General features: G+C 47.4%; 19 protein-coding genes. 16 read left to right on the forward strand and 3 right to left on the reverse strand.

The window, feature by feature from the left end; translation table 11 throughout:
* Positions 1 to 14: 14 nt before the first annotated feature.
* The 9 genes from purC to purD all read left to right on the forward strand — a co-directional run bounded on the left by purC (position 15) and on the right by purD (position 9,830).
* Positions 15 to 740, forward strand: coding sequence for a phosphoribosylaminoimidazolesuccinocarboxamide synthase (gene purC, locus bslm_RS03480; protein WP_046380819.1), 726 nt, complete (start codon positions 15 to 17; stop codon positions 738 to 740).
* Positions 733 to 987, forward strand: a complete 255-nt coding sequence (purS, locus tag bslm_RS03485) for a phosphoribosylformylglycinamidine synthase subunit PurS (protein WP_003219409.1) — start codon at positions 733 to 735, stop codon at positions 985 to 987. Before purC ends, purS begins: the two co-directional genes overlap by 8 nt.
* Complete coding sequence (gene purQ / locus bslm_RS03490; protein ID WP_014663062.1) at positions 984 to 1,667, forward strand: phosphoribosylformylglycinamidine synthase subunit PurQ; 684 nt, start codon at positions 984 to 986, stop codon at positions 1,665 to 1,667. The genes purS and purQ overlap by 4 nt, the downstream gene beginning before the upstream one ends.
* A complete protein-coding gene (gene purL, locus bslm_RS03495; protein WP_046160142.1) occupies positions 1,651 to 3,879 on the forward strand; it encodes a phosphoribosylformylglycinamidine synthase subunit PurL in 2,229 nt (742 codons plus the stop codon). The genes purQ and purL overlap by 17 nt, the downstream gene beginning before the upstream one ends.
* Positions 3,855 to 5,285 carry an amidophosphoribosyltransferase gene (gene purF, locus bslm_RS03500; RefSeq protein ID WP_003233947.1) on the forward strand — a complete coding sequence of 477 codons (1,431 nt, stop codon included), beginning with the start codon at positions 3,855 to 3,857 and terminating at the stop codon, positions 5,283 to 5,285. Before purL ends, purF begins: the two co-directional genes overlap by 25 nt.
* 101 nt (positions 5,286 to 5,386) lie before the next feature.
* The gene (gene purM / locus bslm_RS03505) at positions 5,387 to 6,427 is read left to right on the forward strand and encodes a phosphoribosylformylglycinamidine cyclo-ligase (protein WP_003233945.1); all 1,041 of its coding nucleotides are present in this window, start codon (positions 5,387 to 5,389) and stop codon (positions 6,425 to 6,427) included.
* Complete coding sequence (gene purN / locus bslm_RS03510; protein WP_015252651.1) at positions 6,424 to 7,011, forward strand: phosphoribosylglycinamide formyltransferase; 588 nt, start codon at positions 6,424 to 6,426, stop codon at positions 7,009 to 7,011. The genes purM and purN overlap by 4 nt, the downstream gene beginning before the upstream one ends.
* Positions 7,008 to 8,546, forward strand: a complete 1,539-nt coding sequence (gene purH / locus bslm_RS03515; protein WP_046380820.1) for a bifunctional phosphoribosylaminoimidazolecarboxamide formyltransferase/IMP cyclohydrolase — start codon at positions 7,008 to 7,010, stop codon at positions 8,544 to 8,546. The genes purN and purH overlap by 4 nt, the downstream gene beginning before the upstream one ends.
* Before the next feature lie 15 nt (positions 8,547 to 8,561).
* Positions 8,562 to 9,830, forward strand: a complete 1,269-nt coding sequence (gene purD, locus bslm_RS03520) for a phosphoribosylamine--glycine ligase (RefSeq protein ID WP_003242993.1) — start codon at positions 8,562 to 8,564, stop codon at positions 9,828 to 9,830.
* Positions 9,831 to 9,869: 39 nt separating this feature from the next.
* Here the strand turns inward: purD and bslm_RS03525 are convergent, their stop codons facing one another.
* Positions 9,870 to 10,289 (reverse strand): Lrp/AsnC family transcriptional regulator, encoded by a 420-nt coding sequence (locus tag bslm_RS03525; protein WP_003242890.1) that lies wholly within the window; start codon positions 10,287 to 10,289, stop codon positions 9,870 to 9,872.
* A gap of 143 nt (positions 10,290 to 10,432) precedes the next feature.
* On the opposite strand from bslm_RS03525, the gene bslm_RS03530 reads away from it, so the two are divergent.
* Positions 10,433 to 11,707, forward strand: coding sequence for an APC family permease (locus tag bslm_RS03530; protein WP_046380821.1), 1,275 nt, complete (start codon positions 10,433 to 10,435; stop codon positions 11,705 to 11,707).
* Positions 11,708 to 11,721: 14 nt separating this feature from the next.
* On the opposite strand, the gene bslm_RS03535 is transcribed toward bslm_RS03530, so the two are convergent.
* Positions 11,722 to 11,949, reverse strand: a complete 228-nt coding sequence (locus tag bslm_RS03535; protein WP_003233931.1) for a YgaP family membrane protein — start codon at positions 11,947 to 11,949, stop codon at positions 11,722 to 11,724.
* A gap of 129 nt (positions 11,950 to 12,078) precedes the next feature.
* On the opposite strand from bslm_RS03535, the gene bslm_RS03540 reads away from it, so the two are divergent.
* From bslm_RS03540 to bslm_RS03550, 3 genes are read left to right on the forward strand one after another with little or no spacing between them, the layout of a single operon-like run.
* Complete coding sequence (locus tag bslm_RS03540) at positions 12,079 to 13,821, forward strand: adenine deaminase (protein WP_046380822.1); 1,743 nt, start codon at positions 12,079 to 12,081, stop codon at positions 13,819 to 13,821.
* 26 nt (positions 13,822 to 13,847) lie between these two features.
* Entirely contained in the window at positions 13,848 to 14,843 is a 996-nt protein-coding gene (locus bslm_RS03545; protein WP_046380823.1) for a DUF3048 domain-containing protein, read from the forward strand.
* Positions 14,844 to 14,845: 2 nt separating this feature from the next.
* Positions 14,846 to 15,160 carry a YerC/YecD family TrpR-related protein gene (locus bslm_RS03550; protein WP_003219429.1) on the forward strand — a complete coding sequence of 105 codons (315 nt, stop codon included), beginning with the start codon at positions 14,846 to 14,848 and terminating at the stop codon, positions 15,158 to 15,160.
* Between the two features lie 37 nt (positions 15,161 to 15,197).
* Here the strand turns inward: bslm_RS03550 and bslm_RS03555 are convergent, their stop codons facing one another.
* Positions 15,198 to 16,775, reverse strand: coding sequence for an FMN-binding glutamate synthase family protein (locus tag bslm_RS03555; RefSeq protein ID WP_046380824.1), 1,578 nt, complete (start codon positions 16,773 to 16,775; stop codon positions 15,198 to 15,200).
* 263 nt (positions 16,776 to 17,038) lie between these two features.
* Between bslm_RS03555 and bslm_RS03560 the strand changes: the two genes are divergently transcribed.
* The 3 genes from bslm_RS03560 (at position 17,039) to ligA (ending at position 22,036) form a co-directional block, all read left to right on the forward strand.
* Positions 17,039 to 17,725 (forward strand): heptaprenylglyceryl phosphate synthase, encoded by a 687-nt coding sequence (locus tag bslm_RS03560; RefSeq protein WP_014479073.1) that lies wholly within the window; start codon positions 17,039 to 17,041, stop codon positions 17,723 to 17,725.
* A gap of 61 nt (positions 17,726 to 17,786) precedes the next feature.
* The gene (gene pcrA, locus bslm_RS03565) at positions 17,787 to 20,006 is read left to right on the forward strand and encodes a DNA helicase PcrA (protein ID WP_015383008.1); all 2,220 of its coding nucleotides are present in this window, start codon (positions 17,787 to 17,789) and stop codon (positions 20,004 to 20,006) included.
* A gap of 23 nt (positions 20,007 to 20,029) precedes the next feature.
* Entirely contained in the window at positions 20,030 to 22,036 is a 2,007-nt protein-coding gene (gene ligA / locus bslm_RS03570; RefSeq protein WP_041333598.1) for an NAD-dependent DNA ligase LigA, read from the forward strand.
* Positions 22,037 to 22,046: the final 10 nt, after the last annotated feature.

The raw sequence follows: 22,046 nt of genomic DNA on the forward strand, positions 1-22,046 counted from the left end.
TTAGGAGGCCTTCCGTGAATATTGTGAAGAATGAACTTTTATACGAAGGAAAAGCAAAAAAGATCTACAAAACCGATGACGAAAACACGCTGTATGTCGTGTATAAAGACTCCGCCACTGCCTTTAACGGCGAGAAAAAAGCAGAAATCAGCGGGAAAGGGCGCTTAAATAACGAGATTTCAAGCTTAATTTTCAAACACCTTCATGCAAAGGGCATTAACAATCACTTTATCGAGCGCATTTCGGAAACGGAACAGCTTATTAAAAAGGTAACGATTGTGCCGCTTGAAGTCGTGGTCAGAAATGTTGTGGCAGGAAGCATGTCCAAACGTCTCGGCATTCCAGAAGGCACGGAGCTTGAGCAGCCGATTATCGAGTTTTACTACAAGGATGACGCGCTGGGTGATCCGCTCATCACAGAAGATCATATTTGGCTTTTGAAAGCGGCGACTCCTGAGCAGGTAGAAACCATTAAGTCCATTACAAAAACAGTAAATGAAGAGCTTCAAAGCATTTTCGACGATTGTCATGTCAGATTAATAGATTTCAAGCTTGAATTCGGTTTAGATGCAGAAGGGCAAGTGCTTTTGGCGGATGAAATTTCTCCTGACACATGCCGCTTGTGGGATAAAAACACGAACGAAAAGCTGGACAAAGATTTATTCAGACGCAATCTGGGAAGCTTAACCGACGCATACGAAGAGATTTTCAAAAGACTGGGAGGCATTCATCATGTATAAAGTAAAAGTTTATGTCAGCTTAAAAGAAAGTGTACTGGATCCACAAGGGAGCGCTGTCCAGCATGCCTTGCACAGTATGACTTATAACGAAGTTCAAGATGTGCGCATCGGGAAATACATGGAGCTTACCATTGAAAAATCTGACCGTGATCTTGACGTGCTAGTGAAAGAAATGTGCGAAAAACTTCTTGCGAACACAGTGATTGAAGATTACAGATACGAGGTTGAGGAGGTAGTCGCACAGTGAAATTTGCGGTGATTGTGTTACCCGGCTCCAACTGTGATATCGATATGTATCATGCTGTAAAGGATGAGCTCGGCCATGAAGTGGAATACGTCTGGCATGAGGAAACAAGTCTTGACGGCTTCGACGGCGTGTTAATTCCGGGAGGGTTTTCTTACGGCGATTACTTAAGATGCGGCGCCATCGCCCGATTTGCGAATATTATGCCAGCTGTCAAACAAGCAGCGGCTGAAGGAAAACCTGTTCTTGGCGTCTGCAACGGATTCCAGATTTTACAGGAGCTTGGCCTTCTGCCAGGTGCAATGAGACGCAACAAAGATTTGAAGTTCATTTGCCGTCCGGTTGAATTAATTGTTCAGAACGACGAAACGTTATTCACAGCTTCCTACGAAAAGGGACAATCGATTACAATCCCGGTTGCCCACGGTGAAGGGAATTTCTACTGTGATGACGAGACGCTTGCTTCATTAAAGGAAAACAATCAAATTGCTTTCACATACGGCTCTAATATTAATGGAAGTGTCAGCGACATTGCCGGTGTCGTGAATGAGAAAGGCAATGTATTAGGCATGATGCCTCACCCTGAGCGCGCGGTCGATGAACTGCTTGGAAGCGCCGACGGTCTTAAATTGTTCCAGTCTATCGTGAAAAATTGGAGGGAAACTCATGTCACTACTGCTTGAACCAAGTAAAGAACAAATAAAAGAAGAGAAACTGTATCAGCAAATGGGTGTCAGTGATGATGAGTTTGCATTGATAGAATCCATTCTTGGAAGATTGCCGAACTACACAGAAATCGGAATTTTTTCTGTCATGTGGTCTGAGCATTGCAGCTATAAAAACTCAAAGCCGATTCTGCGTAAATTCCCGACAAGCGGCGAGCGTGTGCTGCAGGGGCCGGGGGAAGGCGCCGGAATCGTGGATATCGGTGATAACCAAGCGGTTGTGTTCAAAATTGAATCACATAACCACCCATCAGCTCTCGAGCCTTACCAAGGCGCTGCGACTGGCGTAGGCGGAATTATCCGTGACGTATTTTCAATGGGTGCACGCCCAATCGCTGTATTGAACTCTCTTCGATTTGGTGAACTGACTTCACCACGCGTGAAGTACTTGTTTGAAGAAGTAGTAGCGGGTATCGCCGGATACGGCAACTGTATCGGCATCCCGACAGTCGGCGGAGAAGTGCAGTTTGACAGCAGCTATGAAGGAAATCCGCTCGTCAACGCAATGTGCGTCGGTTTAATCAATCATGAAGACATCAAAAAAGGCCAGGCAAAAGGTGTCGGCAACACAGTAATGTACGTAGGAGCGAAAACTGGGCGTGACGGCATCCACGGCGCTACGTTTGCTTCTGAAGAAATGTCAGACTCGTCTGAAGAAAAGCGTTCTGCTGTCCAAGTCGGCGATCCGTTTATGGAGAAGCTTTTGCTTGAAGCATGTCTGGAAGTCATCCAATGCGACGCCTTAGTCGGCATTCAGGATATGGGAGCTGCCGGTTTAACAAGCTCAAGTGCAGAAATGGCAAGTAAAGCCGGTTCTGGCATTGAAATGAACCTTGACCTGATTCCTCAGCGCGAAACAGGCATGACCGCGTATGAAATGATGCTTTCTGAATCACAAGAACGGATGCTTTTGGTTATTGAGCGCGGACGTGAGCAGGAAATCATCGATATTTTTGACAAGTACGATCTTGAAGCGGTTTCTGTCGGACATGTGACAGATGATAAAATGCTTCGCCTGACACACAAAGGAGAGGTTGTGTGCGAGCTGCCTGTTGATGCCTTGGCAGAAGAAGCACCGGTTTACCATAAGCCTTCTCAAGAGCCTGCTTACTATCGCGAGTTTTTGGAAACGGACGTTCAGGCTCCGCAAATTGAAGATGCGAATGAAACGCTGAAGGCCCTTCTTCAGCAGCCGACGATTGCGAGTAAAGAGTGGGTGTATGATCAGTATGACTACATGGTGCGCACGAATACAGTTGTCGCTCCTGGGTCTGATGCTGGTGTTCTCAGAATCCGCGGAACGAAAAAGGCGCTGGCGATGACGACAGACTGTAACGCGCGTTATCTCTATCTTGATCCTGAAGTCGGAGGGAAAATTGCTGTCGCTGAAGCAGCGCGCAACATCATTTGCTCAGGCGCAGAACCGCTTGCGGTCACAGATAACCTTAACTTCGGAAACCCGGAGAAGCCGGAAATCTTCTGGCAGATCGAAAAAGCGGCAGACGGCATAAGCGAAGCGTGCAATGTTCTCAGCACACCGGTTATCGGCGGTAACGTATCGCTTTATAACGAATCAAACGGCACGGCGATCTATCCGACACCAGTTATCGGCATGGTTGGCTTAATTGAAGATACAGCACACATTACAACACAGCATTTCAAACAAGCGGGAGATCTCGTATATGTGATCGGCGAAACAAAACCAGAGTTTGCCGGAAGCGAGCTGCAAAAAATGACAGAAGGCCGCATTTACGGCAAAGCGCCGCAAATCGATCTTGATGTCGAGCTGTCTCGCCAAAGAGCACTGCTTGACGCGATTAAAAAAGGCTTCGTTCAATCTGCGCATGATGTGTCTGAAGGCGGCTTAGGCGTAGCGATTGCGGAAAGTGTCATGACGACGGAAAACCTTGGCGCTAATGTGACTGTAGAAGGGGAAGCGGCGTTATTATTCTCTGAATCTCAATCCCGCTTCGTCGTTTCAGTGAAAAAAGAACATCAAGCTGCGTTTGAAGCAACTGTCAAAGATGCGATTCATATTGGTGAGGTAACAGCTGACGGAATTCTGGCGATTCAAAACCAAGACGGACAACAAATGATTCATGCGCAAACGAAAGAGCTTGAACGCGTATGGAAAGGAGCTATCCCATGCTTGCTGAAATCAAAGGCTTAAATGAAGAATGCGGCGTTTTTGGGATTTGGGGACATGAAGAAGCCCCGCAAATCACGTATTACGGTCTCCACAGCCTTCAGCACCGAGGACAGGAGGGTGCGGGCATCGTAGCGACTGATGGTGAAAAGCTGACGGCTCACAAAGGCCAAGGTCTGATCACTGAAGTATTTCAAAACGGCGAACTCAGCAAAGTAAAGGGAAAAGGCGCTATCGGGCACGTTCGGTACGCAACGGCTGGAGGCGGCGGATACGAAAATGTTCAGCCGCTCCTCTTCCGTTCCCAAAACAATGGCAGCCTGGCGCTTGCTCATAACGGAAATCTTGTCAACGCCACTCAGCTAAAGCAGCAGCTCGAAAATCAAGGGAGCATCTTTCAAACCTCTTCGGATACAGAGGTTTTGGCTCACCTGATCAAAAGAAGCGGACACTTCACGCTGAAGGACCAAATTAAAAACTCGCTTTCTATGCTGAAAGGCGCCTACGCGTTCCTGATCATGACCGAAACAGAAATGATTGTCGCACTTGATCCAAACGGGCTGAGACCGCTATCCATCGGCATGATGGGCGACGCTTATGTGGTCGCATCAGAAACATGCGCATTTGACGTCGTCGGCGCAACGTACCTTCGTGAGGTAGAGCCGGGAGAAATGCTGATCATTAATGATGAAGGAATGAAATCAGAGCGTTTTTCCATGAATATCAACCGTTCCATTTGCAGCATGGAGTACATTTATTTCTCCAGACCAGACAGCAATATTGACGGTATTAACGTACACAGTGCCCGTAAAAACCTTGGGAAAATGCTGGCTCAGGAATCCGCAGTTGAAGCTGACGTCGTAACCGGGGTTCCGGATTCCAGTATTTCTGCGGCGATCGGCTATGCAGAGGCAACAGGCATTCCGTATGAGCTTGGCTTAATCAAAAACCGTTATGTTGGCAGAACGTTTATTCAGCCGTCCCAGGCTCTGCGTGAGCAAGGCGTCAGAATGAAGCTGTCTGCGGTGCGCGGGGTTGTAGAAGGCAAACGCGTCGTGATGGTGGATGACTCTATCGTGCGAGGAACAACTAGCCGCCGGATTGTCACGATGCTAAGAGAAGCGGGTGCGACAGAGGTGCATGTGAAAATCAGTTCACCGCCGATCGCTCATCCGTGCTTTTACGGCATTGACACTTCCACACATGAAGAACTGATCGCGTCTTCGCATTCTGTTGAAGAAATCCGTCAGGAAATCGGAGCCGATACCCTCTCATTTTTGAGTGTGGAAGGGCTGCTGAAAGGCATCGGCAGAAAATACGATGACTCGAATTGCGGACAGTGTCTCGCTTGCTTTACAGGAAAATATCCGACTGAAATTTACCAGGATACAGTGCTTCCTCACGTAAAAGAAGCAGTATTAACCAAATAAAACTTGAAAAATGACATAAAGGCAGCGCAGTTCGGCTGCCTTTCTCTTTCTGCCCTCGTTCGGGGAGATATTTTGAAAAGCGCCTTAAAGGAGTGAATAGGATGTCTGAAGCATATAAAAACGCAGGAGTTGACATCGAAGCCGGATATGAAGCTGTAAAACGAATGAAAAAACACGTGGAGCGCACGAAACGGCTTGGCGTTATGGGCAGCCTTGGCGGTTTTGGCGGCATGTTTGACCTGTCTGAGCTTTCTTATCAAAAACCAGTTCTCATTTCGGGAACGGACGGTGTCGGCACAAAATTAAAGCTCGCTTTTTCCATGGATAAGCATGACACGATTGGCGTGGACGCTGTTGCAATGTGTGTCAATGACGTGCTGGCACAAGGTGCAGAGCCGCTGTTTTTCCTCGATTATTTAGCGGTTGGCAAAGCGGACCCAGTGAAAATTGAACAGATTGTACAAGGTGTTGCGGAAGGCTGTGAGCAGTCAGGTTCAGCCTTAGTCGGCGGTGAAACGGCTGAAATGCCGGGGCTCTATACAGCTGATGAATACGATATTGCCGGTTTCTCAGTCGGAGTGGCAGAAAAGGACGAAATCGTGACTGGAGAAAACATTGAAGAGGGCCATCTGTTGATCGGTCTCAGCTCCAGCGGCCTTCACAGCAACGGCTTTTCCCTTGTCAGAAAAGTGCTTCTGGATGATGCGGAGCTGGACCTCGATACAACATATGAGCCGTTTGAACGCCCGCTTGGCGAGGAATTGCTTGAACCGACAAGGATTTACGTGAAGCCTGTGCTTGCCGCGGTCAAAAGCGGAAAAATCGACGGCATGGCGCACGTGACAGGCGGAGGATTTATTGAAAATATTCCGCGTATGCTTCCGGAAGGCTTAAGTGCGGAAATTGATCATGGCTCATGGCCGATCCCGCCGATTTTCTCTTTCCTGCAAGAGTACGGCAAGCTGAAGGAAGAAGACATGTTCAACGTCTTTAATATGGGGATCGGTTTTGTTTTGGCTGTCAAAGAAGAGCATCTGACAGATGTGATCGGAACGCTTGAAAGCCATGGCGAAAAAGCCTATTTAATCGGGCGTGTGAAAAAAGGTGAAGGCGTCACATTCGGCGGTGCGGCACTTTCATGAAAAAGTTTGCGGTATTTGCATCAGGAAACGGTTCAAACTTCGAAGCCATCGTTACGCGTTTGAAGGAGGAGAACTGGGATGCGTCAGCAGCGCTCCTCGTTTGCGACAAACCGCAGGCGAAAGTCATCGAACGGGCGGAAGCATTCCACATTCCATCCTTTGCATTTGAGCCGAAGTCTTATGAAAACAAGGCCGCATTTGAACAAGCCATCATTGAACAGCTTCGTCTTCACGAGGTTGAATTGATTGTTCTTGCCGGCTATATGAGGCTGATCGGTGATACGCTCCTTCAAGCATATGGAGGAAAAATCATTAACATTCACCCGTCGCTTCTTCCGGCGTTTCCTGGAATCGACGCAGTCGGACAGGCGTTCCGGGCGGGTGTGAAGGTGGCCGGAATCACCGTGCATTATGTCGATGAAGGAATGGATACAGGTCCGATCATCGCTCAAAAGGCAATCGAAATTGATGAACATGATACATTGGAAACAATCGAACAGCGAATTCACAAGCTTGAGCATAAATGGTATCCGAGTGTGATTAAACAGCTATTAGGATTAAATAACAGAGGTGAAAAGGCATGACCATTAAACGTGCATTAATCAGTGTTTCAGATAAAACAAATCTCGTTCCTTTCGTAAAAGAACTGACAGAGCTTGGCGTTGAAGTCATCTCCACAGGCGGAACGAAAAAGCTTCTTCAAGAAAACGGTGTGGATGTGATCGGAATTTCGGAAGTGACAGGCTTCCCTGAAATTATGGACGGCCGGTTAAAAACCCTTCACCCGAATATTCACGGCGGCCTTCTGGCGGTTCGCGGCAATGAAGAGCATATGGCGCAGATCAATGAACACGGGATTCAGCCGATTGACCTCGTTGTCGTCAACCTCTATCCATTTAAAGAAACGATTTCTAAGGAAGACGTCACATATGAAGAAGCGATCGAAAATATCGACATCGGCGGACCTGGCATGCTGCGTGCGGCATCAAAGAACCATCAGGATGTCACGGTTATCGTCGATCCGGCCGATTACAGCCCAGTGCTGAATCAAATCAAAGAAGAAGGCAGCGTATCTCTTCAGAAAAAACGCGAGCTCGCGGCAAAGGTATTCCGTCATACTGCGGCATATGATGCACTGATCGCTGACTATCTGACAAATGTTGTCGGTGAAAAAGAACCAGAGCAATTCACTGTGACATTTGAGAAAAAACAATCGCTTCGCTATGGAGAAAACCCGCATCAGGAAGCAACTTTCTATCAAACAGCTCTTCCTGTCAAAGGCTCCATTGCGCAAGCAGAACAGCTTCACGGAAAAGAGCTTTCTTACAACAACATTAAAGACACGGATGCGGCAGTTCAAATCGTTCGTGAATTCACTGAACCGGCTGCTGTTGCTGTGAAGCACATGAACCCGTGCGGTGTAGGAACAGGAAAAACGATCGCAGAAGCGTTTGACAGAGCGTTTGAAGCGGATAAAACATCTATCTTCGGCGGCATTATCGCGCTGAACCGTGAAGTGGACAAGGCAACTGCCGAAGCGCTTCACAACATTTTCTTAGAAATCATCATTGCGCCTTCATTCAGCCAAGAAGCGCTCGACGTCCTGACTGCGAAGAAAAATCTCCGTCTGCTGACGCTTGACGTATCCGCCGCTGTTCAAAAGGAAAAACAACTGACATCTGTTCAAGGCGGGCTGCTGATTCAAGATTTAGATATGCACGGCTTCGATGATGCTGAGATTAGCATTCCGACAAAAAGAGAGCCGAACGAGCAAGAGTGGGAAGACTTGAAGCTTGCTTGGAAAGTCGTGAAGCATGTGAAATCAAATGCGATTGTTCTCGCGAAGGACAACATGACAGTCGGCGTGGGAGCAGGCCAAATGAACCGCGTCGGATCGGCAAAAATCGCAATCGAGCAAGCAGGGGAAAAAGCGAAGGGCAGCGCGCTCGGTTCGGATGCATATTTCCCAATGCCAGATACTGTCGAAGAAGCGGCAAAAGCGGGCGTTACAGCCATCATTCAGCCAGGCGGATCGATCCGAGATGAGGATTCCATCAAAAAAGCGGATGAATACGGCATTGCCATGGTATTCACCGGCATCAGACACTTCAAACATTAAGGGGATGAAAACGACGTGAATGTATTAATTATCGGTAAAGGCGGAAGAGAACATACGCTGGCGTGGAAGGCAGCGCAAAGCAGCCTCGTCGAGAATGTATTTGCCGCTCCCGGAAATGACGGCATGGCAGCTTCCGCTCAGCTTGTAAACATTGAGGAAAGCGACCACGCAGGGCTTGTCTCATTTGCAAAACAAAATCAGGTCGGCCTGACCATTGTCGGCCCTGAGGTTCCTTTAATTGAAGGTCTGGTGGATGAATTCGAAAAAGCGGGCTTACATGTGTTCGGTCCGTCAAAAGCTGCGGCGATCATCGAAGGAAGCAAACAGTTCGCTAAGGATTTAATGAAGAAATACGACATTCCGACCGCAGAATACGAGACGTTTACATCCTTTGATGAGGCGAAGGCATATGTGCAGGAAAAAGGTGCTCCGATTGTGATAAAAGCAGATGGACTTGCAGCTGGAAAAGGCGTTACTGTGGCTATGACAGAGGAAGAAGCAATTGCGTGCTTGCATGACTTTCTTGAAGATGAAAAGTTCGGTGATGCGAGCGCGTCCGTTGTCATTGAAGAATATCTTTCTGGTGAAGAATTTTCTCTAATGGCCTTTGTCAAAGGGGAAAAGGTGTATCCGATGGTGATTGCCCAGGATCACAAGCGGGCGTTTGACGGAGACAAAGGCCCGAATACAGGCGGCATGGGCGCCTACTCGCCAGTTCCGCAAATTTCGGAAGAAACGGTCCGCCATGCTGTAGAAACGATCGTTAAGCCGGCTGCAAAAGCAATGGTACAAGAAGGCCGTTCCTTCACTGGCGTTTTGTACGCTGGATTGATGCTTACTGAAAACGGCTCGAAGGTCATTGAATTTAATGCCCGTTTCGGCGATCCGGAAACACAGGTCGTGCTTCCGCGCATGGAATCTGATCTGGTACAGGTGCTTCTTGATCTTTTAGATGATAAGGAAGTTGACTTAAGATGGAAGGATACCGCGGCAGTGAGTGTTGTGCTTGCATCAGAAGGGTATCCGGAAAGCTATGCAAAAGGCACGCCGATCGGCAGCCTTGCAGCAGAAACTGAGCAGGTCGTGGTCTTCCATGCCGGAACGAAAGCAGAAGGTGGAGAGTTCGTTACAAACGGGGGGCGCGTCGCCAATGTGACGGCTTTTGATGAAACGTTTGAAGCGGCTAGAGACCGAGTGTACAAAGCGGTTGATGAAATTTTCAAACCGGGACTCTTTTTCAGAAAAGACATTGGGGCACGCGCTTTAAAGGCTGCCCAAAAATAAGTGAGGAAAACCCGCAGAATAGCTGCGGGTTTTTTGTTATCAAAAAGCGGGATGGCAGCTAGAAGAAGAAAGCACAACGAGCGTGGTTGGTTTTCCATGGGCCATCGAGGTGTCAATAAAATCCTCAAGCGTATGTACCGATTCAGTCACGACCTTTGTCACATAGCTGTACATCCCCGTGATGCGGTGGTTTTCTGCTACATCAGGATGCGATGTTGCAAAGGCGGCGTAGTGCTTGCAGCTTTTCGGCTCCATGAGAATAAAAGCGGTGACATGCTTGTTTAGTTTTTCGTAACAGATATTCGCGCTGTAGCCGGTAATCACTCCTTTGTCTTCCAGCTTCCTGACACGCTCCGCCGCGCTTGGCGAGCTGAGTCCGACAAGCTTTCCCAGCTCAACCATCGTTAATCTGCCGTTTCGCTGCAAATGCGAGAGAATCTGAAGGTCTGTATCGTCCATTTGTCTGGCTCCTTTACATATTTAGGCGAATGAATGAAAATTCCTTTGATCGTAAGGTAATGCTGTTGATTTAACTTCATTGTAGCATATGGATGCCGTCTTATTTTTTCTATAATAAAGCCATCAATCAGAGAGGGGGCATCATGTTGCCAGAATTGCAGCGCTCTATTACTTGGATACAAGGGACGGCGTTAACGATTGGGGCGGTTTTAGGATGCGGGATATTAATCCTGCCGTCTGTCACCGCGGACACGGCCGGCCCCGCTTCTTTATTTGTTTGGGTGTTCATGTCCTTCTTATCCTTTTTTCTTGTCGGCACGCTGGCCCGGCTTGTGAAAATAGCGCCTAGCGCGGGAGGAATCACGGCTTATGTGCAGCTGGCCTTTCAGAAAAAAGCCGGGGCTATTTTGGGCTGGATCATGTTAGGGTCCGTTCCGATCGGCGTTCCCATCATCGCTTTGACTGGCGCGCATTACGTCAGTTACATCACAGAGGCGGCCGATTGGCAGATTACATTGATTGCTGGTTGCATGCTGGCTATATCTATTTTGCTTCATATGAGAGGGATTCAACTATCAGCAAACATTAGTACACTCGTTATATGTGTCATCGTATTTCTGCTTGTCACTTCTATTGCTGTGTCATTGCCACACGTCACGATAGCAGAATTCAAGCCGTTTCTTCCGCATGGCTGGTCTGCCGCTGGATCTGTTTCTGTTATGATTTTTTTCTCTTTTGTAGGCTGGGAAATGATTACCCCGTTGGCTGAGGAATTTCATCGTCCTGAAAAAGATGTCCCGCTCAGCTTGTTTTTGGCAGCGTCTTGTGTGGCGGGGCTGTATATCATGCTGTCATTTGTGACCGTGGGTACTCATTCATATGGAGAGAATGGAGAAATTGCATCGCTTGCCATGCTCATCTCAAAAGGAGCAGGGGAAAGCGGTGTATATGTCACGGTATGTTTAGCGCTGTTTATTACATTCGCTACCATCCATGCCAATATTGCTGGTTTTTCAAGAATGGTGTACGCATTGGCGAGAGAGGGGCACATTCCCGTATATTTTGGAAAACTGAATGTGACAAAACGTACACCTATTCGTGTTTTGACAGCGATGGCCGCGGTGTTTGGCTTAGTGCTTGCAGCGCATGGCGTCTTTCAAATCGATTTGTCGACTCTGTTGAAAGGGCCGAGCGCGGCTTTCATCGCATCTTACATATGTACATTGGCGGCAGCACTGAAACTCCTGAGCTGGAGAGATTCAGGCTGGTGGATGGCGCTCGGGGCGTTTGTGGCGTGCGCGGTGATTTATTCATTCAGCGGCTGGGCACTGCTTTATCCGGCAGTGCTGGCAGCTGCAGGATATCTCTATATGAAAACAAAGGGAGGGCATAAAAAAAAGCTTGATCACGTTTTGTGATCAAGCTTTTTCATTTATCCGTTTTGATGCTCGTTATTTCCAGAATCACTGTGTTGAAACATGTAGGTCACAGGACAGAAGCGCAAGATTCCCGAACCCGCTTTCATGGCCCCCATAAAGATGTAAAAGAGATGCATTCTGCACCAAGGTTTTTTCGTAAACTTTGCGCTTGCGGCTGACATAATCGTCAATCCGCAGGCGATTCTGAACACGGCATTGATGAGACTGATGTTTGGCTTCAAGGAAATCCGCTCCTTTTACTTAAAAAAAGTTTTTTAACCGAACCTTCAAAAATTTGTAACGTTTTTATCGTGCGTGATGAGGAAGGATGTGATACCATGAGTCTAATACATGTAAAGGAGAGTATGTGAATGTCCGAACGCACCTTTAACTGGAAAAACAAAGACATCAGGGCACAGGTTGATGTTGTAGACTCAAAGCTGCTTCCAACGCTCCTTTTACGGAATGCTCTCGTCTTAAATCCATATGTAAAACAATGGCTGAAAAAAAACATTTGGATTTATCAGGACCGCATTGTTTATGTGGGTCATGAACTTCCGAATAGAGCCGAAGAAATTCATACGATTGATTGTGAAGGAAAATACATTGTGCCAGGTTATATTGAACCGCACGCACATCCTTTTCAAATATATAATCCCCAAACACTGGCGGAATATGTGTCTCAATATGGAACAACGACATTCGTGAATGATAACTTATTTTTGCTTTTGCAAAGCGGAAAAAAGAAAGCGCTTACGATTTTGAATGAACTCAAAAAGCAGCCTGTCCAGTATTTTTGGTGGTCACGCTATGACCTCCAGACCGAGGTTCTGAACGAGGACCACGTCCTTCCGTTTGACGTCAGAAAACAGTGGATTGAACATCCGGATGTGATTCAAGGCGGAGAAATGACCGGATGGCCTCGCCTGGTAGATGGTGATGATTTAATGCTCCACTGCATGCAAGCTACAAAGAAACAGAGAAAACGCATTGAAGGGCATTTTCCCGGCGCTTCTGATAAAACGCTTACAAAAATGAAGCTGTTCGGAGCGGATTGTGATCATGAAGCGATGACAGGTGATGAAGTGATGAGAAGGCTGGAACTGGGCTATTATGTTTCTCTTCGGAACTCTTCCATTCGCCCTGATGTAAGAAAAATCTTGCAAGAGCTGCATGATAAGGGCTTCCGCTATTATGACCACTTCTTTTACACGACAGATGGCGCAACCCCGAATTTCTATAAAGGCGGCATGACAAACGAGCTGATTCGCATCGCTTTAGAAGAAGGCGTACCTGCAATCGACGCCTACAATATGGCATCATTTAATATCGCAAAGTATTACCAAATGGATGATTATTTAGGAGTTGTCGGACCGGGCAGACTGGCATCGCTCAACATACTGGAAGATCCGTTAAATCCGAATCCCGTGACTGTTCTGTCAAAAGGGACCATTCTGCGTGAAGACGGCTGTGATTTGAAGGCGTTTACAAAGACGGACTGGCACAAAGGCGGTCTTGTCCCGCTTGAGCTTTCATATGATATGACGATGGATGACTTGCAGTTTTCTATGCCGATGGGCGTGAAAATGCGGAATGCGGTTATTATGGAGCCATATATGATTGAGATCGACAATTCGATGGAACAGCTCTCGTTTGACCATGATGAAAGTTATTTGTTGATGCTCGACAGACACGGGAAATGGCGCGTCAATACGATGATAAAAGGGTTTGCCTCAAGCGTGCAGGGATTTGTAAGCTCCTTTACGACGACGGGCGACATTGTCGCGATTGGAAAAAATAAAGCGGATATGCTGCTCGCTTTCGCCCGCATGAAAGAAATCGGAGGAGGAATTGTTTTAGCGGAGAACGGAAACATTCTGCATGAAATCCCGCTTGCGCTGTGCGGCTGCGCCTCTTCGGAAGCGTATGAAGACGTGCTTGAGAAGGAACAAAAGCTGAGAGATCTTTTGACTGAAAGAGGCTATGAGTTTTGCGATCCTATCTATACGCTGCTCTTTTTGCAAAGTACGCACCTTCCGTATATACGCATTACGCCAAGAGGAATCTTCGACGTCATGAAAAAAACTGTACTCTTTCCATCGATAATGCGTTAAAATATAAAAGAGCAGGGAGCCGACATATGAAAAAATGGATGACAGTTTGCGCGCTGTGTTTCGTGTTTTTTCTGCTGGTATCCTGCCAGCAGAAGGATGCTGTCCCGGATACTGCAAAGAAGCTGAAAGCTCCTTTAACGGGGCTAAAGACTGAACAGAAGGTGACTGAACGCCGGCCTGTTGCTGTTGTGGTGAACAATCACCCGAAGGCGAGGCCGCAGTCGGGTCTGTCTAAAGCCGACATTGTCATAGAAGCGCTAGCCGAAGGGCAAATCACAAGATTTCTGGCCATTTTCCAAAGCCAGATGCCTGAAACTGTCGGACCTGTGCGGAGCGCGCGGGAATATTTCGTCACTCTCAGCAATGGCTTTGACAGCATATTTGTCCATCACGGCTGGAGTCCCGGCGCCAAAGAGCAGCTGGAATCCGGAGCTGCCGATTATATGAACGGATTGGATTTTGACGGAAGCTTATTTTGGAGAGCTGATTTCAGCAAACCGCCCCACAATTCCTATACGTCTTATGATTACATAAAAAAGGCGGCGGAACAAAAGGGTTATAAGCTGAAGCAGGAAACAAATCCGCTGCTGTTTCAAACATCAGATGCAAAACCTGCAAATGAATCTTACAATGTTCGGGTAGATTATGGAACAAAAAACGTTACAAATCTTGTCGAATACAACTATGATAAAAAAGCTGAATCTTATACAAGAAGCTCTGATGGTGTCATAACGACAGACCGGGAAACCGGAAAGCCGGTTGCAATGCAAAATATTTTCATTGTTGAAGCCAGCCATCATATTATTGATCAAGATGGAAGGCGGGACATCGACTTGGAATCAGGGGGAAAAGGTCTGTTGTTTCAGCACGGAAACGTCATTGAAACAGACTGGAAACAAGTGAATGGCAGAATTGTGCCGGTAAAAGACGGCAAGTGGCTTCCGTTTGTGCCAGGAAAGACTTGGGTCAATATCGTACCTGATCTTGATGCGGCTTCCATTAGTAAAGGAGAAGGTGTGTAACGATGCAAATCGATAAATTACGCGGCAAAGAGCTGGACCAGTTATTTAACTCGATCTTATCGCTGAAAGACCTGGAGGAATGTTACCGATTCTTCGATGATCTATGCACAATTAACGAAATTCAATCGCTGGCTCAGCGCCTTGAAGTGGCGCGCATGCTTCGCGAGGGAAACACGTATCATAAGATTGAAACAGAAACAGGCGCTTCCACGGCTACGATTTCCCGTGTGAAACGCTGCTTAAATTACGGAAATGACGCTTATGAAATGGCGCTTGACCGTGTGAAGGAGACGGAAACTGAGTCTTCTTCAAAATAACATAGAACCGCCCTGCCGTTCGGCAAGGGCGGTTTCTTTATGAAACAAATTGATGGATCAGGTTGTCGATATCGATGAGACTGCCATCCTCTTTCCGATAGACAACATGCTCCTTGGAAAAATGAATCGGCGAATTGATCCCTGCTGCGGCTGCAAGGTTAAACAGCCCCTCGCGCAGGGAAATAACGTAGTTGCAGACACGATGCTGTTTTTCCTCAACGCTCAACGCTTTTTGCAATTTCGGATCTGTCGTCGCCACACCTGCCGGACAGGTGTTGGTGTGGCAGACGAGAGCGCGGATGCAGCCAACGGAAAACATCATGCCGCGTGCGATGTTGACAAAGTCAGCGCCGAGGGCTAAGGCTACCGCGATTTTATCAGGAGTCAGGAGCTTTCCGGAAGCAAAGATTTTCAGCTGGCTGCGCAAGCCGTACTGTTTAAGAAGCGTGTCAACAATAGGCAGCGCTGTCATAATCGGAAGGCCGACTGTATCCGCGAGCTCGTAAAAGGAAGCTCCGGTACCGCCTTCACTTCCGTCGATCGTGATAAAATCCGGATGCTTTCCGCTTTTCTGCATATAAGAGAAAAGCTCATGCAATTCTTCAGGATGCCCTGCGACAAGTTTGATGCCGACTGGCTTTCGCCCGACATCTCTAAGTTTTTCAATAAAATCGAGCATTTCAGGAGGGTTTGAGAATTCATAAAAACGGTTCGGGCTGTCAATCGACTTTCCAGGTTCGACATTCCGAATGTCTGCCACTTCCTCTGATACTTTGGCGCCGTCCACATGGCCGCCGCGGGTTTTCGCTCCTTGTGCCAGCTTTAGCTCAAACGCTTTAATCTGGTCAATCCTGCTTTTTCTTTTAAATTCCTCCCATGAAAATTCCCCGTTTCTTTTGCGCACGCCGAATAGGCCCGGTCCGATTTGGCAAATGATATCGGCGCCGCCCTTTAAGTGATACTCAGACAATCCTCCTTCACCTGTATTCATCCAGGTTCCGCCTGCCTGGTGGAGCCCTTTTGAGAGCGCCGTAACAGCCCGTTCTCCAAGAGAGCCGTAGCTCATGGCAGACTGGCCGACTAAGCCCTTCACATAAAATGGCTTCTCGCATGTATGCTCGCCAATCACCTGTACATCATCAGGATGGAGAAAATACGGGTCTGCCTTGATATGTTCGGCATGCTCCTTGCGTTTGAACAGATTGTCAGCATCCATTTTATAGATTTGGGTTTCAATTTTTGGCGTTTGATTTACATGCATTTCTTCCCTTTGTTTTGGAAACATAGCGTTACGGATATAATAGCCAGGTTTATCAAAATCTCTTACAGATCCAAAGCCCATCATTCTGCTTTTGTATTTGCCGGAGATGACGGTTTGCTCATATTCCTTTCGTGAAAATGGCTGCTCTTCATTGTCATTGCTGTATAAATACTGTCTGAGCTCCGGCCCGATTTTTTCAAGGATATACCGAAACCTTCCGATGACGGGATAGTTGCGAAGAATTGAGTGCTCCTGCTGTTTTTCATCCTTTATGTAGATCCAGGCAAACAAGACGATCGGGATAGCGATGATCCCAATGATAAATGCGATGAGTGCTATTATGATGGTTTCCATCTCTCAGCCTCCCTTTTTATGTAACCATTTCCACAGTAGAACACTTTCCAAACAATAGCAGAAGGAATCTGGTGAAAAATGTGTGCTCCTGCCGATACAGGACTCACCATGCAGGTACTGCCATATGCTCTCTTTTTTATGAAAATAGAATCAAAACACCTTTTTCAGTGAATAACGAGATTAACGGCTTTTTCCGTTTTTCCGCGCTATGTGAATTTGTTATAATGTTTAAATGGTAACAAACGAATGGAGGAACGTATGACGTGTACGATGTAACGGAGTGGAAGCATGTCTTTAAACTCGATCCAAATAAAGATTTGCCTGACGAACAGCTGGAGATTCTTTGCGAATCAGGAACGGATGCGGTCATTATCGGAGGCAGTGATGGTGTAACAGAGGATAATGTCCTGCGGATGATGTCTAAGGTAAGACGGTTTTTGGTGCCGTGTGTCCTTGAGGTATCAGCGATTGAAGCGATCGTTCCCGGCTTTGACTTATATTTTATTCCGAGTGTATTAAACAGCAAAAACGCGGATTGGATTGTCGGAATGCACCAGAAAGCCATGAAGGAATACGGAGAACTGATGTCTATGGAAGAAATCGTGGCGGAGGGCTACTGCATCGCAAATCCAGATTGCAAAGCCGCGGCACTGACTGAAGCGGACGCCGATCTGAATATGGATGATATTGTCGCCTATGCGCGTGTGTCGGAGCTGCTGCAACTGCCGATTTTTTATTTAGAATACAGCGGCATGCTTGGAGACATAGAAGCTGTCAAGAAAACGAAGGCTGTATTGGAAACGTCAACCTTGTTTTATGGGGGCGGCATCAAGGATGCGGAAACGGCCAAACAGTATGCAGAGCATGCGGACGTGATCGTTGTAGGCAATGCTGTGTATGAAGATTTTGACAGGGCTTTGAAAACAGTAGCGGCTGTGAAAGGCGAGTAGTAAATTGTACGGATTTGGTTTATGATAGAACATATGTTTTGTATAGGCGGGTGAACAAATTTTGAATTATATTAGCAATCAATTACTAAGCGGTTTAAACCCCGTTCAGCAGGAAGCAGTCAAAACAACGGACGGGCCTCTTTTGCTGATGGCGGGAGCGGGAAGCGGAAAGACGCGTGTCCTGACACACAGAATTGCTTATTTAATGGCGGAAAAGCATGTGGCGCCGTGGAACATTCTGGCGATCACATTTACAAATAAAGCGGCACGCGAAATGAAAGAACGTGTGGAAAGCATCCTCGGACCCGGCGCGGACGATATCTGGATTTCCACATTCCACAGCATGTGCGTGCGGATCTTGCGCAGAGATATCGACCGGATTGGGATCAACCGAAATTTCTCCATCCTTGATACGGCTGACCAGCTTTCAGTGATCAAGGGGATTTTGAAGGAGCGCAATCTTGATCCGAAGAAGTTTGACCCGAGAAGCATCCTCGGTACGATCAGCAGTGCGAAAAACGAATTGACCGAACCGGAGGAATTCTCTAAAGTTGCTGGCGGCTACTACGATCAGGTGGTCAGCGATGTATATGCTGATTATCAGAAGAAGCTATTGAAAAACCAGTCGCTCGATTTCGACGATTTGATTATGACGACGATTAAACTGTTTGACCGAGTGCCGGAAGTACTTGAATTTTATCAGCGCAAATTCCAATACATCCATGTTGATGAGTATCAGGATACGAACAGGGCGCAATACATGCTTGTTAAGCAGCTTGCCGAGCGTTTCCAGAACCTTTGCGTTGTGGGGGATTCTGATCAGTCAATCTACAGATGGCGCGGCGCGGATATCACCAACATCCTTTCATTTGAAAAAGATTATCCGAATGCAAGCGTGATTTTGCTAGAACAAAACTATCGTTCAACGAAACGGATTTTGCGTGCGGCTAACGAGGTCATCAAAAACAACTCTAACCGCAAACCGAAAAATTTGTGGACGGAAAACGATGAAGGCATAAAAATTTCCTATTATCGCGGTGATAATGAATTCGGAGAAGGACAGTTTGTGGCCGGTAAAATTCATCAGCTTCACAGCTCAGGCAAGCGGAAGCTGTCTGATATCGCCATATTATACCGGACAAACGCGCAGTCCCGTGTGATTGAGGAAACGCTTCTCAAAGCGGGCTTGAACTATAACATTGTCGGCGGCACAAAGTTCTATGACAGAAAAGAAATTAAAGACATTCTTGCGTACCTGCGCCTCGTATCCAATCCGGATGACGATATCAGTTTCACGCGCATTGTCAATGTGCCGAAGCGCGGAGTCGGCGCGACATCACTTGAAAAAATCGCTTCGTATGCGGCCATAAACGGTTTGTCATTTTTCCAAGCGATTCAGCAGGTTGATTTTATCGGCGTCAGTGCCAAAGCGGCAAACGCGCTTGACAGCTTTAGACAGATGATTGAAAACCTGACCAATATGCAGGATTACTTATCCATTACAGAGCTGACAGAAGAAATTCTTGATAAGACGGAATACAGAGAAATGCTGAAGGCGGAGAAATCGATCGAAGCCCAAAGCCGTTTAGAAAATATCGACGAGTTCCTGTCTGTTACGAAAAACTTTGAACAGAAAAGTGAAGACAAGACACTCGTTGCGTTCCTGACAGACTTGGCGCTGATCGCAGATATTGATCAGCTCGATCAGAAGGAGGAAGAGTCAGGCGGCAAGGATGCGATCACCCTGATGACACTGCACGCCGCGAAAGGACTGGAGTTCCCGGTTGTTTTCTTGATGGGGCTTGAAGAAGGAGTCTTCCCGCATAGCCGTTCACTCATGGAGGAAGCGGAAATGGAAGAAGAACGCCGCCTTGCGTACGTTGGGATTACAAGGGCGGAACAGGAGCTTTATCTGACCAATGCTAAAATGCGCACCTTGTTTGGCCGGACAAATATGAACCCGGAATCTCGCTTCATTGCTGAAATACCGGATGATTTATTGGAAAACCTAAATGAGAAAAAAGAAACGAGAGCGACGTCTGCGAGAAAAATGCAGCCGAGACGCGGCCCTGTTTCACGCCCGGTATCCTACGCCAGCAAAACAGGCGGCGACACCTTGAACTGGGCAGTCGGAGATAAGGCGGGCCATAAAAAATGGGGAACAGGAACTGTCGTCAGCGTGAAAGGCGAAGGAGAAGGGACAGAGCTTGATATTGCCTTCCCGAGCCCTGTCGGCGTGAAACGCCTGTTAGCAGCATTTGCTCCTATTGAAAAGCAGTAATTGAAGAGGAAAGGAAGAAGCAGATGGACAAAGAAACAGCGAAGCAGCGGGCAGAAGAACTGCGCCGCACCATCAACAAGTATAGCTATGAATATTACACCTTAGATGAACCGAGCGTCCCAGATGCCGAATACGACAGATTGATGCAGGAGCTGATTGCGATCGAGGATGAGCACCCAGACCTCAGAACGCCTGACTCTCCTACGCAGCGCGTCGGCGGAGCCGTGCTTGAAGCGTTTCAGAAAGTCACCCACGGCACACCGATGCTCAGTCTGGGCAACGCCTTTAATGCTGATGATCTTCGTGATTTCGACCGCCGTGTGCGCCAAGCCGTCGGCGACGATGTGGCGTATAATGTGGAGCTGAAAATAGACGGTCTTGCTGTTTCTCTCCGTTATGAAGACGGCTATTTTGTCAGAGGGGCCACAAGAGGTGACGGAACGACGGGAGAGGATATTACGGAGAACCTGAAGACGATCCGCAATATCCCCCTTAAAATGAACCGTGAGCTGTCAATCGAAGTGCGCGGAGAGGCGTATATGCCGAAACGTTCGTTTGAAGCACTCAATGAGGAACGAATTAAAAATGAGGAAGAACCGTTCGCTAATCCGCGAAATGCCGCGGCGGGATCACTTAGACAGCTTGATCCGAAAATTGCAGCGAAACGAAACCTCGATATCTTCGTCTACAGTATAGCGGAGCTTGACGAGATGGGTGTGGAGACGCAAAGCCAGGGGCTTGATTTTCTCGACGAACTCGGATTTAAAACGAATCAGGAACGAAAAAAATGCGGCAGCATAGAAGAAGTCATAGTGCTGATCGATGAGTTTCAGGCGAAGCGCGCAGACCTGCCGTATGAAATAGACGGCATTGTCATTAAAGTCGATTCTCTCGATCAACAGGAGGAGCTCGGTTTTACGGCGAAAAGCCCGCGCTGGGCCATCGCGTATAAGTTTCCTGCTGAAGAGGTCGTGACGAAGCTTCTTGATATCGAATTAAATGTCGGCAGAACGGGTGTGATCACGCCGACCGCGATTCTTGAGCCGGTAAAAGTTGCCGGCACAACGGTCTCAAGAGCATCCCTTCATAACGAAGATTTAATTAAAGAGAAGGACATTCGGATTTTGGATAAGGTTGTCGTCAAAAAAGCGGGCGATATCATCCCGGAAGTTGTGAATGTCCTCGTTGAACAGCGCACAGGAGAAGAAAAGGAATTCAGCATGCCGACGGAATGTCCTGAATGCGGCAGTGAGCTCGTCCGGATCGAAGGAGAAGTGGCGCTTCGCTGCATTAACCCTGAATGTCCGGCGCAAATCCGGGAAGGGCTGATCCATTTCGTTTCCCGGAATGCCATGAACATTGACGGGCTCGGCGAACGAGTGATTACACAGCTGTTTGAGGAAAACCTTGTCCGCAATGTGGCAGATTTATATAAGCTGACGAAGGAACGAGTCATCCAGCTCGAGCGCATGGGTGAAAAGTCCACTGAAAACCTGATCAGCTCCATCCAAAAATCAAAAGAAAATTCGTTAGAGCGCCTGCTGTTTGGGCTTGGCATCCGTTTTATCGGATCAAAGGCCGCAAAGACGCTCGCCATGCATTTTGAAAGCTTGGAGAACCTGAAAAAAGCCTCTAAAGAGGAACTTCTCGCGGTAGATGAAATCGGTGAAAAAATGGCTGATGCTGTGATCACCTATTTTCATAAAGAAGAAATGCTTGAACTCTTGAATGAACTTCAGGAGCTGGGCGTAAACACGCTCTACAAAGGCCCGAAAAAAGTAAAAGCAGAGGACAGCGACTCTTACTTTGCCGGTAAAACAATTGTTCTGACAGGAAAGCTGGAAGAGCTGTCAAGAAACGAAGCCAAAGCGCAAATCGAAGCGCTGGGCGGAAAGCTGACTGGAAGCGTCAGCAAAAACACAGACTTAGTCATCGCCGGAGAAGCAGCGGGAAGCAAGCTGACAAAAGCACAAGAGCTGAACATTGAAGTGTGGAATGAAGAACAGTTAATGGGAGAGCTAAAGAAATAAGAGGAGTGTT

This window comes from Bacillus sp. LM 4-2, from assembly GCF_000978495.1.
Lineage (GTDB): Bacteria > Bacillota > Bacilli > Bacillales > Bacillaceae > Bacillus > Bacillus subtilis.

Coding starts and splice junctions, on each gene's coding strand:
- purS (WP_003219409.1), top strand. CDS start 733: ATGTATAAAGTAAAAGTTTATGTCAGCTTAAAAGAAAGTGTACTGGAT.
- purL (WP_046160142.1), top strand. CDS start 1,651: ATGTCACTACTGCTTGAACCAAGTAAAGAACAAATAAAAGAAGAGAAA.
- purF (WP_003233947.1), top strand. CDS start 3,855: ATGCTTGCTGAAATCAAAGGCTTAAATGAAGAATGCGGCGTTTTTGGG.
- purM (WP_003233945.1), top strand. CDS start 5,387: ATGTCTGAAGCATATAAAAACGCAGGAGTTGACATCGAAGCCGGATAT.
- purN (WP_015252651.1), top strand. CDS start 6,424: ATGAAAAAGTTTGCGGTATTTGCATCAGGAAACGGTTCAAACTTCGAA.
- purH (WP_046380820.1), top strand. CDS start 7,008: ATGACCATTAAACGTGCATTAATCAGTGTTTCAGATAAAACAAATCTC.
- bslm_RS03525 (WP_003242890.1), bottom strand. CDS start 10,289: ATGGACGATACAGACCTTCAGATTCTCTCGCATTTGCAGCGAAACGGC.
- bslm_RS03530 (WP_046380821.1), top strand. CDS start 10,433: ATGTTGCCAGAATTGCAGCGCTCTATTACTTGGATACAAGGGACGGCG.
- bslm_RS03540 (WP_046380822.1), top strand. CDS start 12,079: ATGTCCGAACGCACCTTTAACTGGAAAAACAAAGACATCAGGGCACAG.
- bslm_RS03545 (WP_046380823.1), top strand. CDS start 13,848: ATGAAAAAATGGATGACAGTTTGCGCGCTGTGTTTCGTGTTTTTTCTG.
- bslm_RS03550 (WP_003219429.1), top strand. CDS start 14,846: ATGCAAATCGATAAATTACGCGGCAAAGAGCTGGACCAGTTATTTAAC.
- bslm_RS03555 (WP_046380824.1), bottom strand. CDS start 16,775: ATGGAAACCATCATAATAGCACTCATCGCATTTATCATTGGGATCATC.
- ligA (WP_041333598.1), top strand. CDS start 20,030: ATGGACAAAGAAACAGCGAAGCAGCGGGCAGAAGAACTGCGCCGCACC.